Origin of the sequence: Lysobacter capsici, from assembly GCF_018732085.1 — a bacterium.
GTDB classification, from domain to species: Bacteria; Pseudomonadota; Gammaproteobacteria; order Xanthomonadales; family Xanthomonadaceae; genus Lysobacter; species Lysobacter capsici_A.
Map to the genome: position 1 here is coordinate 2,347,186 of NZ_CP076103.1, position 21,986 is coordinate 2,369,171.

The following is a 21,986-nucleotide window of genomic DNA, read 5'->3' on the forward strand; positions in this document are numbered from 1 at the left end:
CGCGGCGCGGCTCAGTGGGACGATCTCACGATCGTGCACAGATAGCCCATGCCGCGCACCGCGCGCAGCGGCAGCGGCAACGGGCTCATCAGCGCGACTTTCTTGCGCAGTCGGTAGATCAGCATTTCCAGCCTGTGCGGATCGAAGTCGTAGACGTCGCTGGTCAGCGAACCGATCAGGCTGTCGTGCGAGACCGGATGCCCGCCCGCGCCGGTGTTGACCAAGCGCAGCAGCACGCTGCGTTCGGGCGCGCTCAAGTCGATCGACGCGCCGTCGGGCGTGCGCAGGGTCCAGCCGTCCAGCGCCAGTTCCCATTCGGGCTGTCCGGCGCTGGCGCGCGCCGGCATCGCGCGCATGTGGTGTTGCAGGCTGTGCATCGCGGTGACGACCGCGGCGAGTCCGTCCAGGTCGACCGGCTTGGCGAAACAGGCGTCGGCGATCTCGTGGTACGAATCGGCCTCGCCGTGGCAGCCGGCCTGCGCGTCGAGCATGATGATGCCGATGTCGGAGTGCTGGCGCAGATGCAGCGCGACCGAGCGCGGATTGTCGTCGGGCAGGTCGCTGGCGATCACCGCGATGTCGCACGGCGCGGTCAGCAGGTTTCGGTACAGCGCGGTCGCGTTGGCGCATTCGACGATCGCGAACTGGCGCGTCTGCAGCGAATGCAGGATCTGCTGGCGAAGGTCCGGATCGCGCTCGACCACGGCGATGCGCCGGGCGTTGCGGTTGTCGGCGCCGGACGCGCTGCTGGAACTGTTGGCCTGAAACGCAGTGATTGCGGCCATCCTGGTGTCCCCTGTTTTGATCGAACTACCAACTGTTTCTTATGTGGAAACAGTGCCGGTCGATGTCCAATATCAGGTTACGGGCTCCCTCGAAATCTAATGTGACATAGATCGGGGTTTATACAAAGTATTGAATTGATGGGGAAATAAGTCTCGATAATTAGATCGAGATAACAAAAATTATGTGCCTCGATGAGCCCTGAAACGCAGAAAAGGCCGCCCACCGGACAGGTGGACGGCCTTTTCGTGTTACTGCCGCGAGGGCGGGGCTGAATTATTTATTCTTTCGAGCCCTTGGCCGGAGCGACCGGCGCGGTCAGGCCGCGGCGTTCGAGCAGCGGCTGGATCTGCGGATCGTGGCCGGAGAAGTCGCGGAACAGCTGCAGCGCGTCCTTGCTGCCGCCGCGCGAGAGCAGGGTGGCGCGGAAGCGGTCGCCGTTTTCGCGGGTCAGGCCGCCGTGCTGCTTGATCCATTCCACGGTATTGGCGTCGAGCACCTCGGACCAGATATAGGCGTAATAACCGGCCGCGTAGCCGCCCATGATGTGGCTGAAGTACGGGGTGCGGTAACGCGGCGGGACCGGCGGGTAGAAAATGCCGTCCTTCTTGAGCGAGGCGGTTTCGAACGCCATCACGTCCTTGGGCGCCGGGACCTTGGAAATGTCGCCGATCTGGTGGTAGTTCTGGTCCAGCATCGCCGCGCCGAGATACTCGGTGGTGGTGAAGCCCTGGTTGAACTTGGACGCGGCCAGGACCTTGTCCAGCAGTTCCTTGGGCATCGCCTCGCCGGTCTGGTAGTGCTTGGCGTAGTTGGCCAGCACCGACGGCCAGTCGGCCCACATCTCGTTGACCTGCGAGGGGAACTCGACGAAGTCGCGCGGCACGCTGGTGCCCGAGAAGTAGGGGTACTTCACGTTCGAGAACATGCCGTGCAGGGCATGGCCGAACTCATGGAACATGGTGGTGACCTCGTCCCAGGTCATCAGCGTCGGCTTGCCGGCCGGCGGCTTGGGGATGTTGAGGTGGTTGGCCACGACCGGGAGGGTGCCGAACAGTTCGGACTGGTCGACGTAGGAGTTCATCCACGCGCCGCCGCGCTTGGAATCGCGCGCGTACATGTCGGCGATGAAGATCGCCAGCTGCTTGCCGTTGGCGTCGAACACGTCGTAGGCGGTGACGTCGTCGCGGTACAGCGGCAGGTCGGTGCGCTGCTTGAACTTCAGGCCGTACAGCTGGCCGGCGGCGTAGAACACGCCGTTCTCGAGCACGTTCTTCATTTCGAAGTAGGGCTTGAGCTGGGCTTCGTCGAACGCGAACTTCTCCTTGCGCACCTTCTCGGCGTAGAACGCCCAGTCCCACGGCTCGAGCTGGAAGCTCTTCTCGCCCTTGGCGGCCTGTTCCTTGTCGATCATCGCCTGCAGGTCGGCCGCTTCGCGCTTGGCGTTGGCGACCGCGGCCGGGGCGAGCTGACCGAGCATGTGGTTGACCGCTTCGGGGGTCTTGGCGGTTTCGTCGTCGAGCACGAACGCGGCGTAGTTCGGGAAGCCCATCATCTTGGCGCGCTCGGCGCGCAGGGCGACGACCTTGGACACGATCGCGGTGTTGTCGTACGCGTTGCCGCGGCTGCCGCGCGCGACCGAGGTCTTGTGCAGCTTCTCGCGCAGGGCGCGGTTGGTCAGGTCGGTTTCCGGCGGCTGGCCGGTGGTGTTGAGCAGGGTCAGCAGGTACTTGCCTTCGAGCTTGCGCGCCTTGGCCGCTTCGGCGGCGGCGGCGATGCGCTCGTCGGACAGGCCGGCCAGCTCTTCCTTGGTGTCGACCACGATCGCCGAATCCTTGACCTCGGCCAGCACGTTCTTGCTGAACTTCGCGCCCAGTTCGGCCAGTTCGGAGTTGATCGCCTTGACCCGGGTCTTCTGCGCTTCGGTCAGGTTGGCGCCGGCGCGGACGAAGTCGGCGTGGTAGCGCTCGATCAGGCGCACGCCCTCGGCGTCCAGGCCCAGCGTGTCGCGCTTTTCGTACAGCGCCTTGATCCGCGCGAACAGCTTCGGGTTGAGCGAGATCGCATCGCGGTGCGCCGACAGCTTGGGCGCGTATTCCTGCTGCAGGTTCTCGCGGGTCGGGTTGGTGTCGGTGCCGGTCAGGTTGAAGAAAGTAGAGACCGAACGGCTGAGGATCTGGCCCGAACGCTCCATCGCGACGATGGTGTTGTCGAAGCTCGGCGCTTCGGGGTTGTTGGCGATCGCGTCGATTTCCTTGATCTGGTCGGCCATGCCGCGATCGAAGGCCGGGGCGAAGTCGCTGTCCTTGATCTTGTCGAACTGCGGGAACTGCAGCGGCAGCGGGCTTTGCTGGAAGAACGGGTTCGAAGTCGATGGGGCGTTGGTCACGGCTTTATCGGTCTTGGCGGCTTGGGGAGCCTGGGCCTGGGCATTGTGGGCCAGGCCGGGAACGGTGGCGATCAGGGCCACGGCCAGCGCCAGCGCGAGCGGATGCTTCATCGGTACGAACCTCGTCAAAAGGAATCCCGAAGCCTACCCGATGGGGCCGTGGCCAGCCCATGACGAAAGGCATGGGCCGGCGAAACCCGCGTTCGGCAGGGGCTCGCGGCCCGACGCGCCGGCCGGATGTGCGTGGACCGGGGCATGACCATTCACCCACGGATACGCCGCCGCGACCGGTTTACACTCCGGCGACCTTCACCCGGGGAGCGGGCGATGCGGACTCCTCACGGTCCATCAGGGAAGTGCTCATGACCACGCCGACCGCGCGCGCCTTCGTGCCGATGCTTCACGTCGCCAGCGTGCCGCGGGCGATCGCGTTCTATGCGGCGCTGGATTTCCGCGCGACCGACCTGCATCAGCCACCCGGCCGCGACGACCCGACCTGGGCGTGGATGCAAAGCCCCGGCGGCGCCGAATTCATGCTGGTCCAGGCCGACGCGCCGATCGACGACGGCGTCCAGGGCGTGCTGTTCTACGTCTATTGCGACGACGTGGTGGCGATGCGCGAGCGCGTGCTCGCCGCCGGCCTGGCCGCCGGCGAATTGACCTATCCGTTCTACCGTCCCAACGGCGAATTCCGCCTCAGCGATCCGGACGGTTACGTCCTGATGGTCACACACGCCGGCGATTGACCGTCTGCTCTCAAACCCATTCCTCTATCCGACACCGGAGCCGCACCCGATGAAATCCCCGCGTCCGCAGTCCGTTACCCGTTTCGCGCTCGCGCTGTGCCTGGTTCCCGGCCTGTCGGTGGCCTTCGCCACGACCGCGCTGGCGGCGCAGACCACGCGTTACCTCGCCCTGGTCGACGGCGGCAAGCAGGCCGGTCAGCAGGTCGTGACCCGCGCCGACGACGGCACCACCACGGTCGAGTTCGTGTTCAAGGACAACGGCCGCGGGCCCGAGCTCAAGGAAACCTACACCCTGGCCGACGACGGCACCTACCGCACGTACGCGGTGCAGGGCACCTCGACCTTCGGCGCCAAGGTCGACGAAAGCTTCCAGCGCAACGGCGATCAGGTCAGCTGGAAATCCAAGTCGGACTCGGGCCAGACCACGGTGCCGGGCGTTGGCCTGTACGCGCCGCTGGGCGGCACGCCGGCCGGGATCTCGGTCGCGCTCGGCGCGCTGGCCAAGCACGACGGCAAGCTGCCGTTGCTGCCCAACGGCACGCTGAGTTCGAGCAAGCTCGGCGAAGCGAAGGTAACGCGCGACGGCAAGACCCAGACCGTGCAGCTGCTGGCGCTGACCGGGCAGGGTTTCACCCCGAATTTCGTCTGGGCCACCAGCGACGCGCAGCCGCGCCTGTTCGCCTTCATCTTCCCGGGCTATCTGCAGTTGATCGAGGAAGGCTGGCAGGCCAACGCCGCGGCCCTGGAAACCCAGCAGAAAGCCGCCGAAGGCAAGTTGCTGGTCGACCTGCGCAAGAAGCTCGGTCACCGTTTCGCCGGCACCACGGTGCTGCGCGACGTGCGCGTGTTCGACAGCGAACACGCCACCCTGGGCGCGGCCACCGACGTGGTGATCGCCGACGGCAAGATCGTTTCGGTCGGCAAGGCCGATCCCAAGCTCAAGGCCGACCGCGTCGTCGACGGCGGCGGCAAGGTGCTGATGCCGGGCCTGTTCGACATGCACGGGCACGTGTCGCGCTGGGACGGCGGCCTCAACATCGCCGCGGGCGTCACCACCGTGCGCGACATGGGCAACGACAACGCGACCTTGCAGCAGATGATCGGCGAAATCGAAGACGGCACGCTGATGTCGCCGGGCGTGGTGCCGGCCGGTTTCATCGAAGGCGAGAGCCAGTTCTCGGCGCGCAACGGCTTCGTGATCAAGAACCTCGACGAAGCCAAGAAGGCGGTCGACTGGTATTCCGAACACGGTTACCCGCAGATCAAGATCTACAACTCGTTCCCGAAGGCGGTGCTGCGCGACACCGTCGCCTACGCGCACAGTAAGGGCATGCGGGTCAGCGGCCACGTGCCTGCGTTCCTGCGCGCGCAGGACGTGATCGACCAGGGTTTCGACGAGATCCAGCACATCAATCAGCTGATGCTGAATTTCTTCGTCGACGACAAGACCGATACGCGCACCTTGCAGCGGTTCTACCTGGTCGCCGACAAGACCGCGGACCTGGATTTCGATTCCAAGCCGGTGCAGGACTTCATCGCGACTTTGGCCAAGAAGCAGATCGCGATCGATCCGACCCTGGCGACGTTCGAGTTCCTGCATCAGCGCGACGGCGAGCTGTCGCCGATCGTGGCCGGCATCGAGGACCATCTGCCGCCGGACGTGCAGCGCGGCCGCCGCTCGGCCGAGATGAACATCCCCGACGACGCCACCGCGGCGCGCTACACCAAGTCCTACGACAAGCTGGTCGAGTTCGTCGGCCGCGCCTACAAGGCCGGCGTGCCGCTGCTCGCCGGCACCGACGAAATCCCGGGCTTCACCCTGCAGCACGAACTGGCCTTGTACGTGCGCGCCGGCCTGACCCCGGCGCAGGCCTTGCAGGTCGCGACCTGGAACGCGGCGAAGGTCGCGCGCGTGCTCGACAACCGCGGCTCGGTGACGGTGGGCAAGCGCTCGGACCTGATCCTGATCGACGGCGACCCGACCCGGGACATCGGCGACATCCGCAAGGTCTCGCTGGTGTTGCGCGGCGATACTGCGTACTACCCGAGCGAGGTGCATGAAGCGCTCGGGGTGAAGCCGTTCGCGGCGGCGGCGAAGGTGACGGTCGCTGAATAACTTTCGCTAATCAGATGGAAGAGCCCCTCTCCCGCTTGCGGGAGAGGGGTTGGGGTGAGGGAGGGACGAGGACGCAGCTCGAACCGGCTCGCGGGCCCTCACCCCGGCCCTCTCCCGCAAGCGGGAGAGGGAGAGGAGGGTTGCGAAAGTAAATGGTCGGGAGCGGGAGCTTGTGCTTCACCCACCCATTCGAGCACCGACTCTTTAATGATTTGGTAACATTCGCCGGTCAATGAGCCGACCACGGCGCGGGCAGCTCCGCGCCAGAACCGCCAAGGGGCGGTCCGATCGCCCATCGCCGTCAGCCCATGCCCGAGGGGAGCATGACGCCGCGGCGGTTTCCCAAGCACTGGCGCCCCACGCGCCGCGTCCACCGAGAAACCCCGACCATGTCCCAGCACGCCCGTGCTCCCCGTCGTCTTGCCCCGCGCAGCCACGTTCTCGCGCTCGCCATCGGCCTGACCCTCGTTTCCACCGCAGCGTTCGCCCAGGACACGACGGCCGCCGCGCCGGCCGCGCCCGCCGAAGGCGAAGCCAAGACCCTCGACGCGCTGATGGTGACCGCCCAGCGCAAGGTCGAACGCGCCAAGGACGTGCCCGTCGCGCTCACCACCGTCGATCGCGAAAAGCTGCACGTGCTCGGCTCCGGCGGCGGCGATATCCGCTTCCTGTCCGGCCGCCTGCCGAGCCTCAACATCGAGTCCTCGTTCGGCCGCGCCTTCCCGCGTTTCTACATTCGCGGCCTGGGCAACACCGACTTCGACTTGAACGCCTCGCAGCCGGTGTCGCTGGTGTACGACGACATCGTGCTCGAAAACCCGCTGCTCAAGGGCTTCCCGGTGTTCGACCTGGAGAACGTCGAACTGCTGCGCGGCCCGCAGGGCACGCTGTTCGGCCGCAACACCCCGGCCGGCGTGGTCAAGTTCGAATCGGCCAAGCCGACCCGCGAACTGGAAGGCTACGGCCAGATTTCCTACGGCACCTACGGCACCACCAACTTCGAAGGCGCGGTCAGCGGCCCGCTCGGCCCGAACTGGTCGGCGCGCGCTTCGGCGATGTACCAGCGCCGCGACGACTGGGTCGACAACACCAACCCGAACGCGCGCACCAATCCCAAGCTCGAAGGCTACGACGAGTCGGCCGCGCGCCTGCAGTTGCAGTACGACGGCAGCGACACCTTCCACGCCTTGTTCAACCTCCACGCGCGCCACCTCAACGGCACCGCGCGCCTGTTCCGGGCGATGCTGTTCAAGAAGGGCACGAATGATCTGGTCGACGGCTTCGACGTCGACAAGGTCGGCATCGACGGACGCAACTTCCAGAAGCTCGACACCTGGGGCGCGAGCGCGCGCCTGAGCTGGGACCTGTCGAACGATCTGACCCTGTACTCGATCACCGGTTACGAAACCGCCGATTCGCTCAGCCGCGGCGACATCGACGGCGGCGTCGGCGCGATGTTCCTGCCCGGCGGCAGCACCCCGGCCGGCATTCCGTTCACCGCCGAATCGGCCGACGGTCTGCCCGACCATCGCCAGATCACCCAGGAATTCCGCCTGGAATCGAACTACAGCGGCCCGCTGAACTGGCAGGCCGGCCTGTTCTATTTCGACGAAGACATCACCGTCGACAGCCTCAACTACGACACCCTGGCCGGCGGCATCCAGGCCGGTCACGCCCAGCAGAAGCAGCGCAACAAGGCCTGGGCGGCGTTCGGTTCGCTCGAATACGCGGTCACCGACCGCTTCAAGCTGCGCGGCGGCCTGCGCTACACCCAGGATAAGAAGGACTTCAGCGCCAGCGTGCTGCAGAGCGCGCCGTTCGGCGCGCCGGTGTCGGGCCCGTTCAAGGTCAACACCGATGTCGACGACGTCAGCTGGGATATCAGCGGCGTGTTCCAGGCCACCGACGACATCAACCTGTACGCCCGCGTCGCCAAGGGCTTCCGCGCGCCCAGCATCCAGGGCCGCCTGCTGTTCCAGGTGCCGCCGCAGCCGTCGGTCGCCGACGCCGAGAAGGTGATCTCCTACGAAGCCGGCCTCAAGGCCGACCTGTGGGACAAGCGCGCGCGCCTGGGCTTCGCGCTGTTCCGTTACAACGTCGACAACCAGCAGCTCAACGCGGTCGGCGGCGCGCTCAACCAGACCATCCTGGTCAACGCCGACAAGACCCTGGGCCAGGGCTTCGAAGTCGACCTCGACGCCTACCTGACCGACAACCTGATGGTCACCTTCGGCGCCAGCTACAACGACACCGAAATCCAGGACGCCAACCTGTTCGTCGCGCCCTGCGGCGGCGGCTGCACCGTGACCGACCCGACCGTGGTCCGCAACGGCGTGACCCTGGCGGCGATCGACGGCAACCCGTTGCCGCAGGCGCCCAAGTGGGTCTACAACGTCACCGCGCGCTACACCCTGCCGCTGGCCAACGGCAACGAGTTCTACGTCTACACCGACTGGGCCTATCGTAGCGGCGTCAACTTCTTCCTGTACGAATCGAAGGAATTCCGCGGCAAGCCCTTGCTCGAAGGCGGCCTGCGCGTGGGTTACACCTGGGACAACGGCCGCTACGACGTGGCGCTGTACGGCCGCAACATCCTCGACGAAGTGCGCGCGGTCGGCGGCATCGACTTCAACAACCTGGTCGGCTTCGTCAACGACCCGCGCATCGTGGGTGCGGAGTTCAAGGCCTCGTTCTGATGGCTGCCGGCTTCACCTGATCTGAGAAAAGGCCCGCCCAGTGCGGGCCTTTTTTCTGGTCCATGCGGTGAGGTCTCGGGCTTTTTCCTGATCGATGCACCCAGGTCTCGGGCTTTTTCCTGTTCGATGCACCGAGGTCTTTTGTGGGAGGGCCTTCAGGCCCGATGCTCTTCGCTCAGGTCGCCAAGGTCTGAACGAAAGGCATCGGGCCTGAAGGCCCTCCCACAAGAGGCCTCGCAAGCGCGCCGCGCCGGCTGCAATGCCATGACCGTCTCCCTTCGCGGCGAATTGCCGTCACTTCGCCAAACCGTGATCGATGCGGACATCTGCGCATGCGCCGCCGGACAACCCGCGCGGCGGCCGGACAAGGCCGCGCCGACGCGCTATCGTGCGCCCAACCCACATCCGAGCGCCGTCTCATGACCACCGCCTACGATTTTTCCGCCACCGACATCGACGGCCAGTCCCAGTCGCTGGACCGTTACAAGGGCAAGGTGCTGCTGATCGTCAACGTCGCGTCCAAGTGCGGCTTCACCCCGCAGTACACCGGCCTGGAGAAGCTCGAGCGCGAGTATCAGGCGCGCGGTTTCGAAGTGCTAGGCTTTCCCTGCGACCAGTTCGGCCACCAGGAACCCGGCGACGAGAACGAGATCAAGGAATTCTGCTCGCTGACCTACGACGTGACCTTCCCGATGTACGCCAAGGTCGACGTCAACGGCGACAAGGCGCACCCGCTGTGGAAATGGCTCAAGGACGAGAAGGGCGGTTTCCTCGGCATCGACGCGATCAAGTGGAACTTCACCAAGTTCCTGGTCGGCCGCGACGGCAAGGTGATCAAGCGCTATGCGCCGACGGACAAGCCCGAGTCGATCGCTGGGGATATCGAGAAGGCGTTGGCTTGATGGGTTTGAGCGGCTTGAATTGCTCGAAAGTTCAGTGTTGAAAGAAAGGCTTCGGCTCAAGCAGCCGAAGCCTTTTTTTGTTCCAGCTCCGACCGCTCCCTCCTACCGTCATTCCCGCCTTCGCGGGAATGACGATCTGGAAGGATGATGCAAGTCTCTGGATTCCCGCCTTCGCGGTTGAAGAAAGGCTTCGGCTCAAACAGCCGAAGCCTTTTTTGTTCTAGCTCCGACCGTTCCCTCCTACCGTCATTCCCGCGAACGCGGGCTCTGCTTTACTTCGGCGAAGCCGAACATCCAGGGCCTTTCGTGCGAGAACGTTTGAAGTCACTAACGTTTGAAGTCACTGGATTCCCGCTTTCGCGGGAATGACGATCTGGAAGGATGGCGCTGAAGTCTCTGGATGTTCGGCTTCGCCGAAGTAAAGCAGAGCCCGCTTTCGCGGGAATGACGGTAGAGAGGACGTAGTCGTTGGCCGGTACGCGCCGACAAGACGCGTCAAAAAATTCAACCCAGTCGAACCCCGAAACACGAACCGTGACCCGGACCATCGCCCGAGTCACGATCCAATCCCCACCTCAAGCCATATCCGTAGCCGCAGGCCGCGTAACATCGATCACCGCGGTCGTAGTCACAGCCGTATCGCTCGCCACACCCGCCACCGACCTATCAGCGCCCGTTCGAGCAGCACGCGCCACCGCGCTACGCCGCTTCCCCTTCAACCCAAACACCGGCCGCAACACCGGCACCCGCCGGATGATCTCGTGCAGCACGAAGCACCCGGCCACCGTTCCGGACAGTACGATCGCCGGCTCGCTGATCGGGCCGAAATGCAGCGGCAAGATCCAGTACGCGATCAGCACGATCAGGCTCTGGTGCAGCACGTACCACGGGTACACCGCTTCGGTCGCCCACGGCAGCCAGCGGAACGGCCGGTTGAGCAGGGCATGGCCCCAGCCCAGGATCGCGGTCAGCGCGAACCACACGTACAGATTGCGCAGCAGCCATACGCTGTTCTGCAGCCAGTCGGGAATCTGTTCGGGGATCAGCAGCACCAGGCTCAGGTAGAACCCGAACAGGCCCAGCGCCAGGCTCAGGCTCCACTTGCGCAGCCGGGTCAGCTCGGCCCACAGGCCGGCGTCGTTGCCGATCCAATAGCCGTACAGGAACACGGTGAAGTACATCGCGTGGCGGTACCAGTCGTGGATCAGGTCGCCGGTTTCGTCGAACAGCGGCGCCAGGGTCATGGTGTAGAAGGCCAGCGGCAGCGCCGGCAGGATCAGCAGCTTCCAGCCGCGCAGGCCGGTGAACAAGCTCAGCAACCGCCGGCCGACGCCGTTGCGGAACAGCGGCAGCACGGCGGCGAAGACCATCGTGTACACCCACAGGTAGATCAGGTACCACAGGTGGTTCCAGGTGAAGCCGTACTCCCAGCCGTCGAACGCGCCCTTGGGCCAGGGCTGGAACTGGTAGTAGCGCAGCAGGAAATCGACGAAGCCCGGCTCGACCAGGCCGTTGGCCACGCCCTGCGCATACGGCTGGATCGGCACGATCACCAGGCAGCCGAACGTCAGCGGCAGCAGCAGCCGCCAGCTGCGCTGGACCACGAAGCGGCCCAGCGAGGTGCCGCGCAGCAGGAAGTGCACCGACAGGCCCGAGATCAGGAAGATCAGGTCCATGCGCCAGCGGTTCACGAACAGCATCGGGATCTGCAGCGGCTCGGACAGGTGGCTGCTCTTGAGGTGCCAGCCCCAGTCGGCGACGTACAACATGGCGCAGTGATAGAGGATCAGAAGGACGAAGGCGAGGGCGCGCAGGGCGTCGATGTCGTACCGGCGTTGCATGGGCGGGTCCGTGGCGGTGAGGTGGCGCAAAGCCTGTGGCGGCGGGCGTTTGCGCGACACCGCGGGGTGACCGGCGGCGGTCCGGCGGGGACGAATCGCGGCCCCCGGGGACGATCGGTTGCCGCCGAAGGCGCCGCGCAGGCGAGAATGCGCGCATGACCCACGACGTTTCCGCGCCCCCTTCGACCGCGCCCGCCAACGACCCGAGCGCCGCCGCGCCGGCCAGCGCCTGGGACCGCTACCAGCCCTGGCGCCGCACCGTCGAAGTGCTGGCCTGGGTGATCCTGTTCACGGTCAACGCGGTCGCCGGCACCCTGACCGCGGTGATCGACATCCACCGCTACAACGTGGACATCCCCGACTGGGCGCCGGCGGTATGGGAAACCAGCAGCTGCGTGACCGCGCTGGCGCTGGCGCCGCTGCTGATCTGGTACACCCGCAAGGTCCCGTTCCATATCGACACCTGGCGCCGCGCGCTGGTCATGCACCTGTTCGGCAGCGTGGTGTGGTCGGTCGCGCACGTGGTCGGGATGGTCGCAATCCGCAAGCTGGTCTATGTCGGCCTGGGCGAGAGCTACGATTTCGGCGCCTGGGGCATGAACCTGGTCTACGAATACCTCAAGGACGTGCGCTCCTATACCTACATGATCCTGTGGATCGAGGGCTACCGCCTGCTGATGCGGCGCTGGCAGGGCGAGGCCAGCGTGCTGGCGACCCCGGACGACGTGCCTGAGCCGGCCGTCCCCGAACGGCCCGAGCGCTTCCTGGTGCGCAAGCTCGGCAAGGAGTTCCTGATCGCCGCGAGCGAGGTGGAATGGCTGCAGGCCTCGTCGAACTACGTGAACCTGCACCTGCGCGGCCGCGACTACCCGCTGCGCACCACCATGGCCGCGATCGAGACCCAGCTCGACCCGGCGCGTTTCGTGCGCGTGCATCGCAGCTACATGGTCAACCTGGACTGCGTGGGCGAAATCGAACCGCTGGAAAGCGGCGACGCGCGCATCACCATGCACGACGGCAGCAAGATCCCGTGCAGCCGGCGCTATCGCGGCGCCTTGCGGCAGGAGCGGCGGGCGGCTTGAGTGCTGACGGGGCTGCGAGCGCCCCCTGTAGGAGCGGCGCGAGCCGCGACCGCGACCTCACGGCTACGACGCAAGCGGGTTTCGCGGTCGCGGCTCGCGCCGCTCCTACAGCTAGGCCAGGCAGGTCTGTCGCTCGGGTTACTGTGTTTGCTTGCCGGCCGCGGCCGGCCGCTTCAAGGCCTCGGGCGGCAACAACGCCGCGATCTCCTCGGCGAACTGCCGCAACTGCTGCGGCGAATATCCACGATGCACCTGCGCGATCGCGCCGCGCTGATCGATCACGAACAGATTCGGCACCGCGGTGACGCCGTAATGGCGGGCCACGGTGCCGGCGTCGCGGATATGGCTCATCTCCAGCGAAGGGTTGAGCTTGAGGAACGCGTCGAAATCGCGCCGGGGCTCGTTGAGATTGATCGCGATCACCTGCAGATGCTCGCGTCCGACCCCGGCCTGCAGCGCCGACAGCATCGGCAGTTCGCGCCGGCACGGCGCGCACCAGCTGGCCCAGAAGCTGATCACCACCAGCTTGCCGCGGTAGTCGCTGACCTTGATGGGCCGGCCGTCGCGATCCACACCGAGAAAATCCGGCGGAATATCGCCACGCTGCGGCGCGGTGCGGGTGCTGCGTCGGGATTGCGGATCGGGCGTTGTGGCCTTGGACGTGCCGGCAGACGCATCAGGCTTCGCGATCCGCGCGCTGGCCTGGGTGCTGGCGAGTTGCTGCGTTGCAGGTCGATCGGCCGACCGCGCAGGCGCCGGACCGGCGGCGAACGCCGAGAACGTTGCGACCAGACTCAGCGACGCCAGCACGAACGCAGCCGCCGCCGCGCCCGCGTGATGCCGCATCGACAAGGCCATGGCGAACCTCGCTCGCATCGCCTGCATGGCGCTCAGCCCGTTCAAGCCCAGCCGCTGGCCAGGCCGCTCATTTCTCGACGAAGGCCCGTTCGAACACGTACTGGCCCGGCGTGCCGATGCGCGGCGCCGCAGTGAAACCGCGGCCGTCGAGGATTTCACGGAAGTCGGCCAGCATCTGCGGACTGCCGCAGATCATCGCGCGGTCGTGCTCGGCGTCGAGCGGGGCGATGCCCAGTTGCTCCATCATCCGGCCGCTGGCCATCATCTCGGTCAAACGGCCGCGCTGGTCGCGTCCGGCGAATTCGAACGCCTGCCGCGACACCGCCGGGTAGTACTTGAGCTTGGCCGCGATCTGCTCGCCGAGGAACTCGTGATGCGGCAGTTCGTTGACGATGTAGTCGCGATACGCGAGATCCTGCTCGCTGCGCACGCCGTGGCAGAGCACCACGTTCTCGAAGCGCTCGTAGGTTTCCGGATCCTTGATCACCGACAGCCACGGCGCGAACCCGGTGCCGGTGCCGAGCAGGTACAGATTGCGGCCCGGATGCAGGTCGTGGATCAGCAAGGTGCCGGTCGGCTTGCGCCCGATCAGCACGCTGTCGCCGGGCTGGATCGATTTCAGCCGTGAGGTCAGCGGGCCGTTGGGCACCTTGATGCTGAAGAACTCGAGCTGCTCTTCCCAGTTGGCGCTGGCGATCGAATACGCGCGCAGCAGCGGCTTGGACGAACCGTCCGCCTGCTCGACGTTCAGTCCGATCATCACGAACTGGCCGTTCTCGAAGCGGAATCCGTCGTCGCGGGTGGTGGTGAAGCTGAAGTAGTCGTCGGTCCAGTGACGGACGTCCAGCACCGTCTCGGTGCCAAAAGCGGAGGACATTGCCGGGGTTTTCGGGTGGAGCGGGGCGGCTATTGTACCTGAGGGATGAGAGCGGTTCTTATCTGGGGGCCGGGAGCCGGGAGCCGGGAGCCGGGAGTCGGGAATCGGGAATGGGGAGTCGGGAATCGGAAAAGCAGTCATGCCGCCTTCGAAGTCCCGTGAGACTCGACTGCGCCGCCGCCGCTTTGCCGATTCCCGATTCCCCATTCCCGATTCCCGCCCCGTGTCAACGGGTTCCCCCTTCACCTCAGCATTGCGACAATCCCCGCGTCCCCCGCCTGCGGGGCTAAACGATTGGAAACGATGCAAGTCAAGAACACGCAGTCCGCGCACATCGCGCAGAAGATCGCCCAACTCATCGCCGTCGAGATCGGCGCCCAGACCGCCCAGGCCCTGTCCGCGATCGCCTTGCTCGACGAAGGCTCGACCGTGCCGTTCATCGCGCGCTACCGCAAGGAAGTCACCGGCGGCCTCGACGACATCCAGTTGCGCGATCTCGAAACGCGCCTGTCCTACCTGCGCGAACTCGAGGAACGCCGCGCCGCGGTGCTCGAAAGCATCGCCGAGCAAGGCAAACTGACCGACGAACTGCGCGCCGACATCGAAGCGGCCGACACCAAGTCGCGGCTGGAAGACCTGTACCTGCCTTACAAGCCCAAGCGCCGGACCAAGGCGCAGATCGCGCGCGAAGCCGGCCTGGAGCCGCTGGCCGACGGTCTGCTTGCCGATCCCACGCGCAAGCCCGAGGAATTCGCGGCCGGTTTCGTCAGCGAGGAAAAACAGGTCGCCGACGTCAAGGCCGCGCTCGAAGGCGCGCGCGCGATCCTGATGGAACGCTGGGGCGAAGACGCCCGCCTGGTCGGCGAGCTGCGCACCTGGCTGAGCGAAGTCGGGGTGATCCGCGCGCGCGTGGCCGAGGGCAAGGAAACCGAAGGCGCGAAGTACCGCGACTATTTCGATCACAGCGAGTCGCTGGCCAAGATTCCCTCGCATCGCCTGCTCGCGCTGTTCCGCGCGCGCCGCGAGGAAATCGTGTTCCTCGAACTCGACCCGGGCAGCGACGCCGAAGCCGGCCACGCCTACGGCGAAGGCCGGGTCGCGCTCAACGCCGGCATCGCCGATCAGGGCCGCGCCGCCGACCGCTGGCTGCTCGATGCCTGCCGCCTGGCCTGGCGGGCCAAGCTGCACCTGCATCTGCTGCTCGACCTGTTCGGACAGGCGCGCGAAAAGGCCGAGGCCGAGGCGATCGACGTATTCGGCGACAACCTCAAGGATTTGCTGCTGGCCGCGCCGGCCGGTCCGCGCGCGGTGCTCGGCCTCGATCCGGGCCTGCGCACCGGGGTCAAGGTCGCGGTCGTCGACGCCACCGGCAAGCTGGTCGCGCACGACACCATCTACCCGCACGAACCGCGCAAGCAGTGGGACCAGTCGCTGCACACGCTGCGCGCACTGTGCGCGAAGCATCAGGTCGAACTGATCGCGATCGGCAACGGCACCGCCTCGCGCGAAACCGACAAGCTGGCCGGCGATCTGATCAAGCTGATGGCCGACACCAAGTTGACCAAGGCCGTGGTCAGCGAGGCCGGCGCGTCGGTGTATTCCGCGTCCGAATTCGCTTCCAGGGAATTCCCCGATCTGGACGTGAGCATCCGCGGCGCGGTCTCGATCGCGCGGCGCCTGCAGGACCCGCTGGCCGAACTGGTCAAGATCGAACCCAAGGCGATCGGCGTGGGCCAGTACCAGCACGATGTCGACCAATACCGCCTGGCGCGCGCGCTCGATGCGCGGGTCGAGGACTGCGTGAACGCGGTCGGTGTCTACGTCAACACCGCTTCGGCGGCGTTGCTGGCGCGCGTGTCGGGCCTGTCGAGCACGGTCGCCGAGAACATCGTCCGCCACCGCGACGAAAACGGCCCGTTCGCCTCGCGCAAGGCGCTGCTGAAAGTGCCGCGCCTGGGCGACAAGACCTTCGAACAATGCGCCGGCTTCCTGCGCATCGTCGACGGCGAGCAGCCGCTGGACGCCTCGGCGGTCCACCCCGAGGCCTACCCGGTGGTCGAGCGCATCGTCCAGCAGTGCGGCCGCGAGGTGAAGCAGTTGCTCGGCGATCCGCAGTTCGTGCGCGGCCTCAAACCCGAGCAGTTCACCGACGAAAAATTCGGCGTGCCGACGGTGCGCGACATCCTCAAGGAAATGGAGAAACCCGGCCGCGACCCGCGTCCGGAGTTCAAGGCGGCCAAGTTCGCCGACGGCGTGGAGGAACTGCGCGACCTCAAGGTCGGCATGATCCTGGAAGGCGTGATCAGCAACGTCGCGGCGTTCGGCGCCTTCGTCGACATCGGCGTGCATCAGGACGGCCTGATCCACATCTCGGCCTTGTCGGACAAGTACGTCAAGGACCCGCGCGAGGTGGTCAAGGCCGGCGACGTGGTCAAGGTGCGAGTGCTGGAGGTCGACCTGCCGCGCAAGCGCATCGCCTTGACCCGCCGTCTCGACGACCCGGTGCCGGCGCCGCGTCCGCCGGGCGAGGCGGCGACCCGCGGCAACGACCGCGGCGACCGTAACGATCGCGGCGGTGCGCGCGGCAACGACGGCCATCGCGGCCCACGTCGCGATCAACCGCCGCAGCGCGGTGGTTCGTCCGCGCCGCAGGGCAAGGCGGCGGCGCCGATGGGCGGGGCATTGGCGGACGCGTTCGCTCGCGCGAAGCAGAAGTCTTGATCGTCGGTTGATCGGGCTCGCCCGATAAAGAAAGCCGCTTGCTCCGAGGAGCAAGCGGCTTTTTTATTGTCTGATCTATTGTCGCAGCGACCTTAGGTTGTTGCAGTTGCCATTGCCATTGCCATTGCCATTGCCATTGCCATTGCCATCGCTTTCAGCTCTAAGCCTGAAGCCGCGCAGTTCATCCAGCGCTGCGAAGCCTGTAACTCGCGTTAGCAACAGCACACCCGAAGGGCGGCGTGCAGGGATGCACGCCGTGCGCCACCGGGACATGGATGTCCCGTGTGGCGCATGCCCGCGTAAGCCCCGAACTTGCGGGCCCTTGATTCAAAGAAAAGCGTTTTTCTTTGGTTACCTTTCTTTTGTCGCTTTTGACAAAAGAAAGTAACTCGGCCGCTTGCGGACGAAAGCTGTTGATCTTGCCTTCGGCTTCAAAGGTTCTATAGCTTTGCAGCTTTCAGGAGCTTCCAGCAGGATCAAAAGCTTCCGCCACTAAAGCGGCGGGTAACTTTCTTTTGTCCAGAGCCACAAAAGAAAGTCACCAAAGAAAAAGGCGTTCCTGTTTCGAATCAAAAGCCGCACGATCGGTGCTTGCGCAGGCATGCGCCACACGAGACATCCTGTCTCGGTGGCGCACGGCGCACATCCCTGTGCGCCGCCCTCCGGGTGTGCTTTTGCTAACGCGAGTCGGCCGCTTCGCAGCGCTGGATGAACTGCGGGACTTCGAGCGAAAGCCACATGCCTACCTGTAGGAGCGGCGTAAGCCGCGACCGCGAAAACCCAACTGCTGCGTAGGTTTCGACATTGTTGAAATGTCGCGGTCGCGACTCACGTCGCTCCTACAGTGGGGACGAAACCTGACCTCGGGCGAAGCCACATGGCCTGCCTGTAGGAGCGGCGCGAGCCGCGACCGCGAAAACACAACTACGGCGTGGGCTTCGACGTTGTCGAAATGTCGCGGTCGCGACTCGCGTCGCTCCTACAGGGGCTGCGATGTCGCCACGTACATCAATGCCGAATGTCGCACGCAACGGAAACTTCACTTCCCCGCAGGCGGATCCAACCGCAACAACTTCCCCTGATCCTCATCCGTCAACACATACACCTTGCCGTCGCCCGACACCCGCACATCGCGAATCCGCCATCCCAGCGACCGCAGCAGACGCTCCTCCTTGACCACCTTGTCCCCATCCAGCGTCAGCCGGATCAGGCTGCCATCGGCCAATGCGCCCAGGAACAGACTGTCGTTCCACGGCGACCCGGCATGGCCGGTGTAGAACGCCATGCCCGACAACGCCGGCGACACTTCCCAGACGTGATACGGCGACTCCAGCCCCGGCTTGTCCTTGCCTTCCGCCTCGGCGATCTTCTGGCCGCTGTAATCGATGCCGTTGGTGATCAACGGCCAACCGTAATTCTTGCCCGGCTGCGGCAGATTGATTTCGTCGCCGCCGCGCGGGCCGTGCTCGGCTTCCCACAGCGTGCCGGTGCGCGGGTCGACCGCCAGCGATTGCATGTTGCGATGGCCGTAGCTCCAGATCTCTGGGCGCGCATCCTTGCGGCCGACGAAGGGGTTGTCGGCCGGCACGCTGCCGTCGAGATTGAGCCGCACCAGCTTGCCCTGCAGCTTGTCGAGTTCCTGCGAGGCCATGCGCTGCTGGCGCTCGCCCTGGGTGATGAAGATATGCCCGCTGTTGTCGAAGGCCAGGCGCGAACCGAAGTGATTCGGGCCGACCAGCTTGGGCTGTTGCTGATAGATCACCTTGACGTCCGACAACGCGGCATCGCCCAGGATCGCCGACGCCACCGCGGTGCCGGCGCTGTCGTCCGGGCCGGGTTCGGCGTAGCTCAGGTAGATGCGTTTGCTGCTGGCGAAATCCGGCGCGAGCACCACGTCGAGCAGGCCGCCCTGGCCCTTGGCCCACACCGCCGGCACGCCGGCGATCGGTGCGGAGATCGCGCCGTCGGCGCCGACGCGGCGCAGGCGCCCGGGGCGTTCGGTGACCAGAAATGCGCCATCGGGCAGCAACGCCACCGACCACGGATGCTCGAGTCCCGACGCGATCTCGTGTACGCGCACCGGTCCGGCTTCGCTGGGCACTTCGTGGGACGCGCGTTGCGCCGGCGCCGGCACGGGTTGGGCCGCGGCGGCTTCGGCCTGGCCGCCGCGCTGGCAGGCGGACAGGCCGAGCAGCAGGATCAGGGCCGGAATCGTGCGGGTGAGGGCAGTCGTCATGCAGTCGCTCCTGTGAGGGAAAGGCTTCGGCGATCCACACCATAGCCGCTGGCCGCGGGTCGGACAAACGCGCCGCGCGATGTGCGTGATCGAGCGACAACATCGGCGAAAACGTGATCCCGCACGGCAGCGGCTTGCCAGCCGCGGGCCTGCGGCGGCATGCTCGCAGCCGCGCCGGGAGCCGGCGCGGCTTCGTCCATGCGTCGTCGGCGGGGCCGATCATCGTCCGCACGGCGGTCCAACGAAAAGGAGTTCATTGATGCCGTTGTCGGCTCACCCTGTCGCGTGCGCTCTTGCCGCGAGCCTCGTGATCGCACTGAGCGCGATTGCGACGCCGGCCCGCGCCGCAGGGCATTCGTGTTTCATCGACCGGATCGAATCCGTGCCCGAGGGCGTGCGTGTGTATTTCGATGCGGCGGCGGATTCGGCCGTATCGGTCCGGCTCAAGGGCGAGACCGCAGACACCCGGACCTACCGCACGCGCAACGGCAAACTGCGTCCGGGCGACGACGACCAGGCGGTCGAACAGGCGTTCGTGCTGCTGGCCGAAGGCGACGCCATGAGCATGCTCAACGGCCCCTACGATCGCTGCACGGTCGAAGTTGCCCGGCACGGCGGTTACATCGGCGTGCTCGCGGCGAACGTCGTCAGCGAGCCGGGCGCCTCGCGCGTGCAGGAAGAATTCATTCCCGCGCTCGGATCGGCGCCCGCGCCGCGCTGAGCGGCGGCGCGCGGCCGCTCAGCGATAACCCGCGGCCTGCAGTTCGAACAATTCGGCGTAGCGGCCGCCCTGCGCGAGCAGTTCGGTGTGGGTGCCGCTGGCTTCGAGCCGGCCCTCGGCCAGCACCAGGATGCGGTCGGCCATGCGCACGCTGGAGAAGCGGTGCGAGATCAGCACCGCGGTGGTGTCCGAGGACAATTCCTTGAAGCGCTGGAACACTTCGAACTCCGCGCGCGCGTCCAGCGCCGCGGTCGGTTCGTCGAGGATCATCACCTGCGCATCGCGCATGTAGGCGCGCGCGATCGCGATCTTCTGCCATTGCCCGCCCGACAGATCCACGCCGGTCTTGAAGCGCCGGCCGATCAGCTGGTCGTAACCGCGCGGCAGGCTTTCGATCACCTCGTCGGCCGACGAACGCCGCGCCGCGTTGCGGATGCGCTCGATGTCGGTCATCGCATCGATCTGGCCGACGCCGATGTTTTCGCCGGCGGTCAAGTGATAGCGCACGAAGTCCTGGAAGATCACCCCGATGCTCGCGCGCAATTCGTCCAGGTCGTAATCGCGCAGGTCGCGGCCGTCGAGCAGGATGCGGCCTTCGTCGGGGTCGTACAGGCGCGCGAGCAGCTTGACCAGGGTGGTCTTGCCGGCGCCGTTCTCGCCGACCAAGGCCAGCACCTCGCCCGCGCGCAGTTCGAAGTTCAGGCCGCGCAAGGCCCAACGTTCCGCGTCGGGGTAACGAAAGCCCACGTTCTCGAACACGAAGCCGCGCACGATCGGTTTCGGCACCGCGACCGGGTTGGCCGGCGAGGTGATCTCGGGCTGGATTTCGAAGAACGAGAACAGGTCTTCCAGGTACAGCGCCTGTCCGGCGACCTGCGAAAAACCGACCAGCAATCCTTCCAGCAACTGGCGCAGCCGGCGAAAGCTGCCGGCCAGGAAGGTGAGATCGCCAATGCTGAAATCGCCGCGCACCGTGCGCCACGCGATGTACCCGTAAGCGATGTAGTAGCCCAGCGTGCCGAGCCCCGCGAGCACGGTGCCCCACAGCGCGCGACGGCGGGCGAGGGCGCGGTTGGCGGCGAAGAACTTGTCGGCGAGCTCGCGGTACTTGGCGATCAGGAAACGGTGCAGATTGAAGATCTTCACTTCCTTCGCGGTCTCGACGCTGGCGCCCATCTGGCGCACGTATTCGAGCTGGCGCCGTTCCGGCGTCCAGGCGAAGTTGAGCGAATAGCCCAAGGCGTTGAAATGCGCTTCGCCGACGAAGGCCGGGATCAGCGCCACCGCGAGCAGCAGGATCAGCCACGGCGCATACACCAACAGGCCGACCGCGAAGCTGACCACGGTGATGGTGTCCTGCAACTGGCCGAACAACTGGCTCATCAGGCTCATCCGGCCCATGGTCTGGCGGCGCGCGCGGTCGAGCTTGTCCTGCAGGTCGGGGTCTTCGAAATCCTCCAGGTCCAAGGTGGCCGCGTGTTCCATCAGGCGCACGCTGGTGGCATTGGTGAACAGCTCCGACAGCAGCGAGTCGCCGTAGTTGACGATCCGGCCGAGCAAGTCCGAGCCGATCGCGAGGCCGAACTCCAACGCGAGCAGCGCCAACAAGGTGTCGAGCTGTCCGCTCGCCCAGGCTTCGGACAAGGAGCCGAAGCCGTGCCCGGTCGCGACCAGGCGCACCGCTTCGTCGATGATCAGCTTGCCGACGTACAAGGTCGCGATCGGCAGCAGCGCGCGGATCAGGCGCAGGCCGAGCGTGAGCAGGGTCAGCGACGGACTGGTTGCCCAGATCTGCTTGAGGAACGGGCGCAGGTTGCGCAGCGCGTCGAAGCGCTCGCGCAGGGACGGTTTGCCGCCGTTGCCGGGGCTTGCGTTGCGGGACGGCTTGGCGGCGTCGCTGGGAGTGCTCATGCGGCGATTGTGCCCAAGTCCGGGGTCAAGGTCGTGTTTCGATCGCGGCCATGGCGGTCGCGGGCGTGGCTCGGCGGCGCGGGCAGGGCTGTGCGATGCTGACGCCG

Annotated in this window: 14 protein-coding genes; 7 read left to right on the plus strand and 7 right to left on the minus strand. The window is 66.0% G+C overall.

From position 1 onward, the window contains the following. Nucleotides 1-11: 11 nt before the first annotated feature. Together KME82_RS09745 and KME82_RS09750 are read right to left on the minus strand one after the other, a co-directional pair. On the minus strand, nucleotides 12-785 hold the full coding sequence (locus KME82_RS09745) for a response regulator transcription factor (RefSeq protein ID WP_215498326.1): 774 nt from the start codon (nucleotides 783-785) through the stop codon (nucleotides 12-14). 278 nt (nucleotides 786-1,063) lie between these two features. After that, complete coding sequence (locus KME82_RS09750) at nucleotides 1,064-3,283, minus strand: M3 family metallopeptidase (RefSeq protein WP_096414230.1); 2,220 nt, start codon at nucleotides 3,281-3,283, stop codon at nucleotides 1,064-1,066. Nucleotides 3,284-3,534: 251 nt separating this feature from the next. Between KME82_RS09750 and KME82_RS09755 the strand changes: the two genes are divergently transcribed. The 4 genes from KME82_RS09755 (at nucleotide 3,535) to KME82_RS09770 (ending at nucleotide 9,632) form a co-directional block, all read left to right on the plus strand. Continuing rightward, complete coding sequence (locus tag KME82_RS09755) at nucleotides 3,535-3,918, plus strand: VOC family protein (RefSeq protein WP_215498327.1); 384 nt, start codon at nucleotides 3,535-3,537, stop codon at nucleotides 3,916-3,918. 49 nt (nucleotides 3,919-3,967) lie between these two features. After that, on the plus strand, nucleotides 3,968-6,034 hold the full coding sequence (locus KME82_RS09760; protein ID WP_215498328.1) for an amidohydrolase family protein: 2,067 nt from the start codon (nucleotides 3,968-3,970) through the stop codon (nucleotides 6,032-6,034). A gap of 389 nt (nucleotides 6,035-6,423) precedes the next feature. Then, nucleotides 6,424-8,730 (plus strand): TonB-dependent receptor, encoded by a 2,307-nt coding sequence (locus KME82_RS09765; protein ID WP_215498329.1) that lies wholly within the window; start codon nucleotides 6,424-6,426, stop codon nucleotides 8,728-8,730. 419 nt (nucleotides 8,731-9,149) lie between these two features. Beyond that, the gene (locus KME82_RS09770; protein WP_036112644.1) at nucleotides 9,150-9,632 is read left to right on the plus strand and encodes a glutathione peroxidase; all 483 of its coding nucleotides are present in this window, start codon (nucleotides 9,150-9,152) and stop codon (nucleotides 9,630-9,632) included. A gap of 575 nt (nucleotides 9,633-10,207) precedes the next feature. Here KME82_RS09770 and KME82_RS09775 read toward each other — a convergent pair. Next, a complete protein-coding gene (locus tag KME82_RS09775) occupies nucleotides 10,208-11,473 on the minus strand; it encodes an acyltransferase family protein (protein WP_215498330.1) in 1,266 nt (421 codons plus the stop codon). 155 nt (nucleotides 11,474-11,628) lie between these two features. Between KME82_RS09775 and KME82_RS09780 the strand changes: the two genes are divergently transcribed. After that, nucleotides 11,629-12,555, plus strand: coding sequence for a LytTR family DNA-binding domain-containing protein (locus tag KME82_RS09780; protein ID WP_215498331.1), 927 nt, complete (start codon nucleotides 11,629-11,631; stop codon nucleotides 12,553-12,555). Nucleotides 12,556-12,693: 138 nt separating this feature from the next. Here KME82_RS09780 and KME82_RS09785 read toward each other — a convergent pair whose 3' ends face one another. Next, nucleotides 12,694-13,413, minus strand: a complete 720-nt coding sequence (locus tag KME82_RS09785; protein ID WP_215498332.1) for a TlpA family protein disulfide reductase — start codon at nucleotides 13,411-13,413, stop codon at nucleotides 12,694-12,696. 67 nt (nucleotides 13,414-13,480) lie between these two features. Then, complete coding sequence (locus tag KME82_RS09790; protein WP_215498333.1) at nucleotides 13,481-14,290, minus strand: ferredoxin--NADP reductase; 810 nt, start codon at nucleotides 14,288-14,290, stop codon at nucleotides 13,481-13,483. A 303-nt stretch (nucleotides 14,291-14,593) separates the two neighbouring features. Here KME82_RS09790 and KME82_RS09795 point away from each other — a divergent pair, with 303 nt between their 5' ends. After that, nucleotides 14,594-17,011: a Tex family protein gene (locus KME82_RS09795; protein ID WP_215498334.1), complete on the plus strand. Its 2,418-nt coding sequence runs from the start codon at nucleotides 14,594-14,596 to the stop codon at nucleotides 17,009-17,011. 1,039 nt (nucleotides 17,012-18,050) lie between these two features. On the opposite strand, the gene KME82_RS09800 is transcribed toward KME82_RS09795, so the two are convergent. Beyond that, nucleotides 18,051-19,247, minus strand: coding sequence for a PQQ-dependent sugar dehydrogenase (locus KME82_RS09800; RefSeq protein WP_215498335.1), 1,197 nt, complete (start codon nucleotides 19,245-19,247; stop codon nucleotides 18,051-18,053). A gap of 79 nt (nucleotides 19,248-19,326) precedes the next feature. Between KME82_RS09800 and KME82_RS09805 the strand changes: the two genes are divergently transcribed. Next, nucleotides 19,327-19,968: a hypothetical protein gene (locus KME82_RS09805; RefSeq protein WP_215498336.1), complete on the plus strand. Its 642-nt coding sequence runs from the start codon at nucleotides 19,327-19,329 to the stop codon at nucleotides 19,966-19,968. A gap of 18 nt (nucleotides 19,969-19,986) precedes the next feature. Here KME82_RS09805 and KME82_RS09810 read toward each other — a convergent pair whose 3' ends face one another. Next, nucleotides 19,987-21,879: an ABC transporter ATP-binding protein gene (locus KME82_RS09810; RefSeq protein ID WP_215498337.1), complete on the minus strand. Its 1,893-nt coding sequence runs from the start codon at nucleotides 21,877-21,879 to the stop codon at nucleotides 19,987-19,989. Nucleotides 21,880-21,986: the final 107 nt, after the last annotated feature.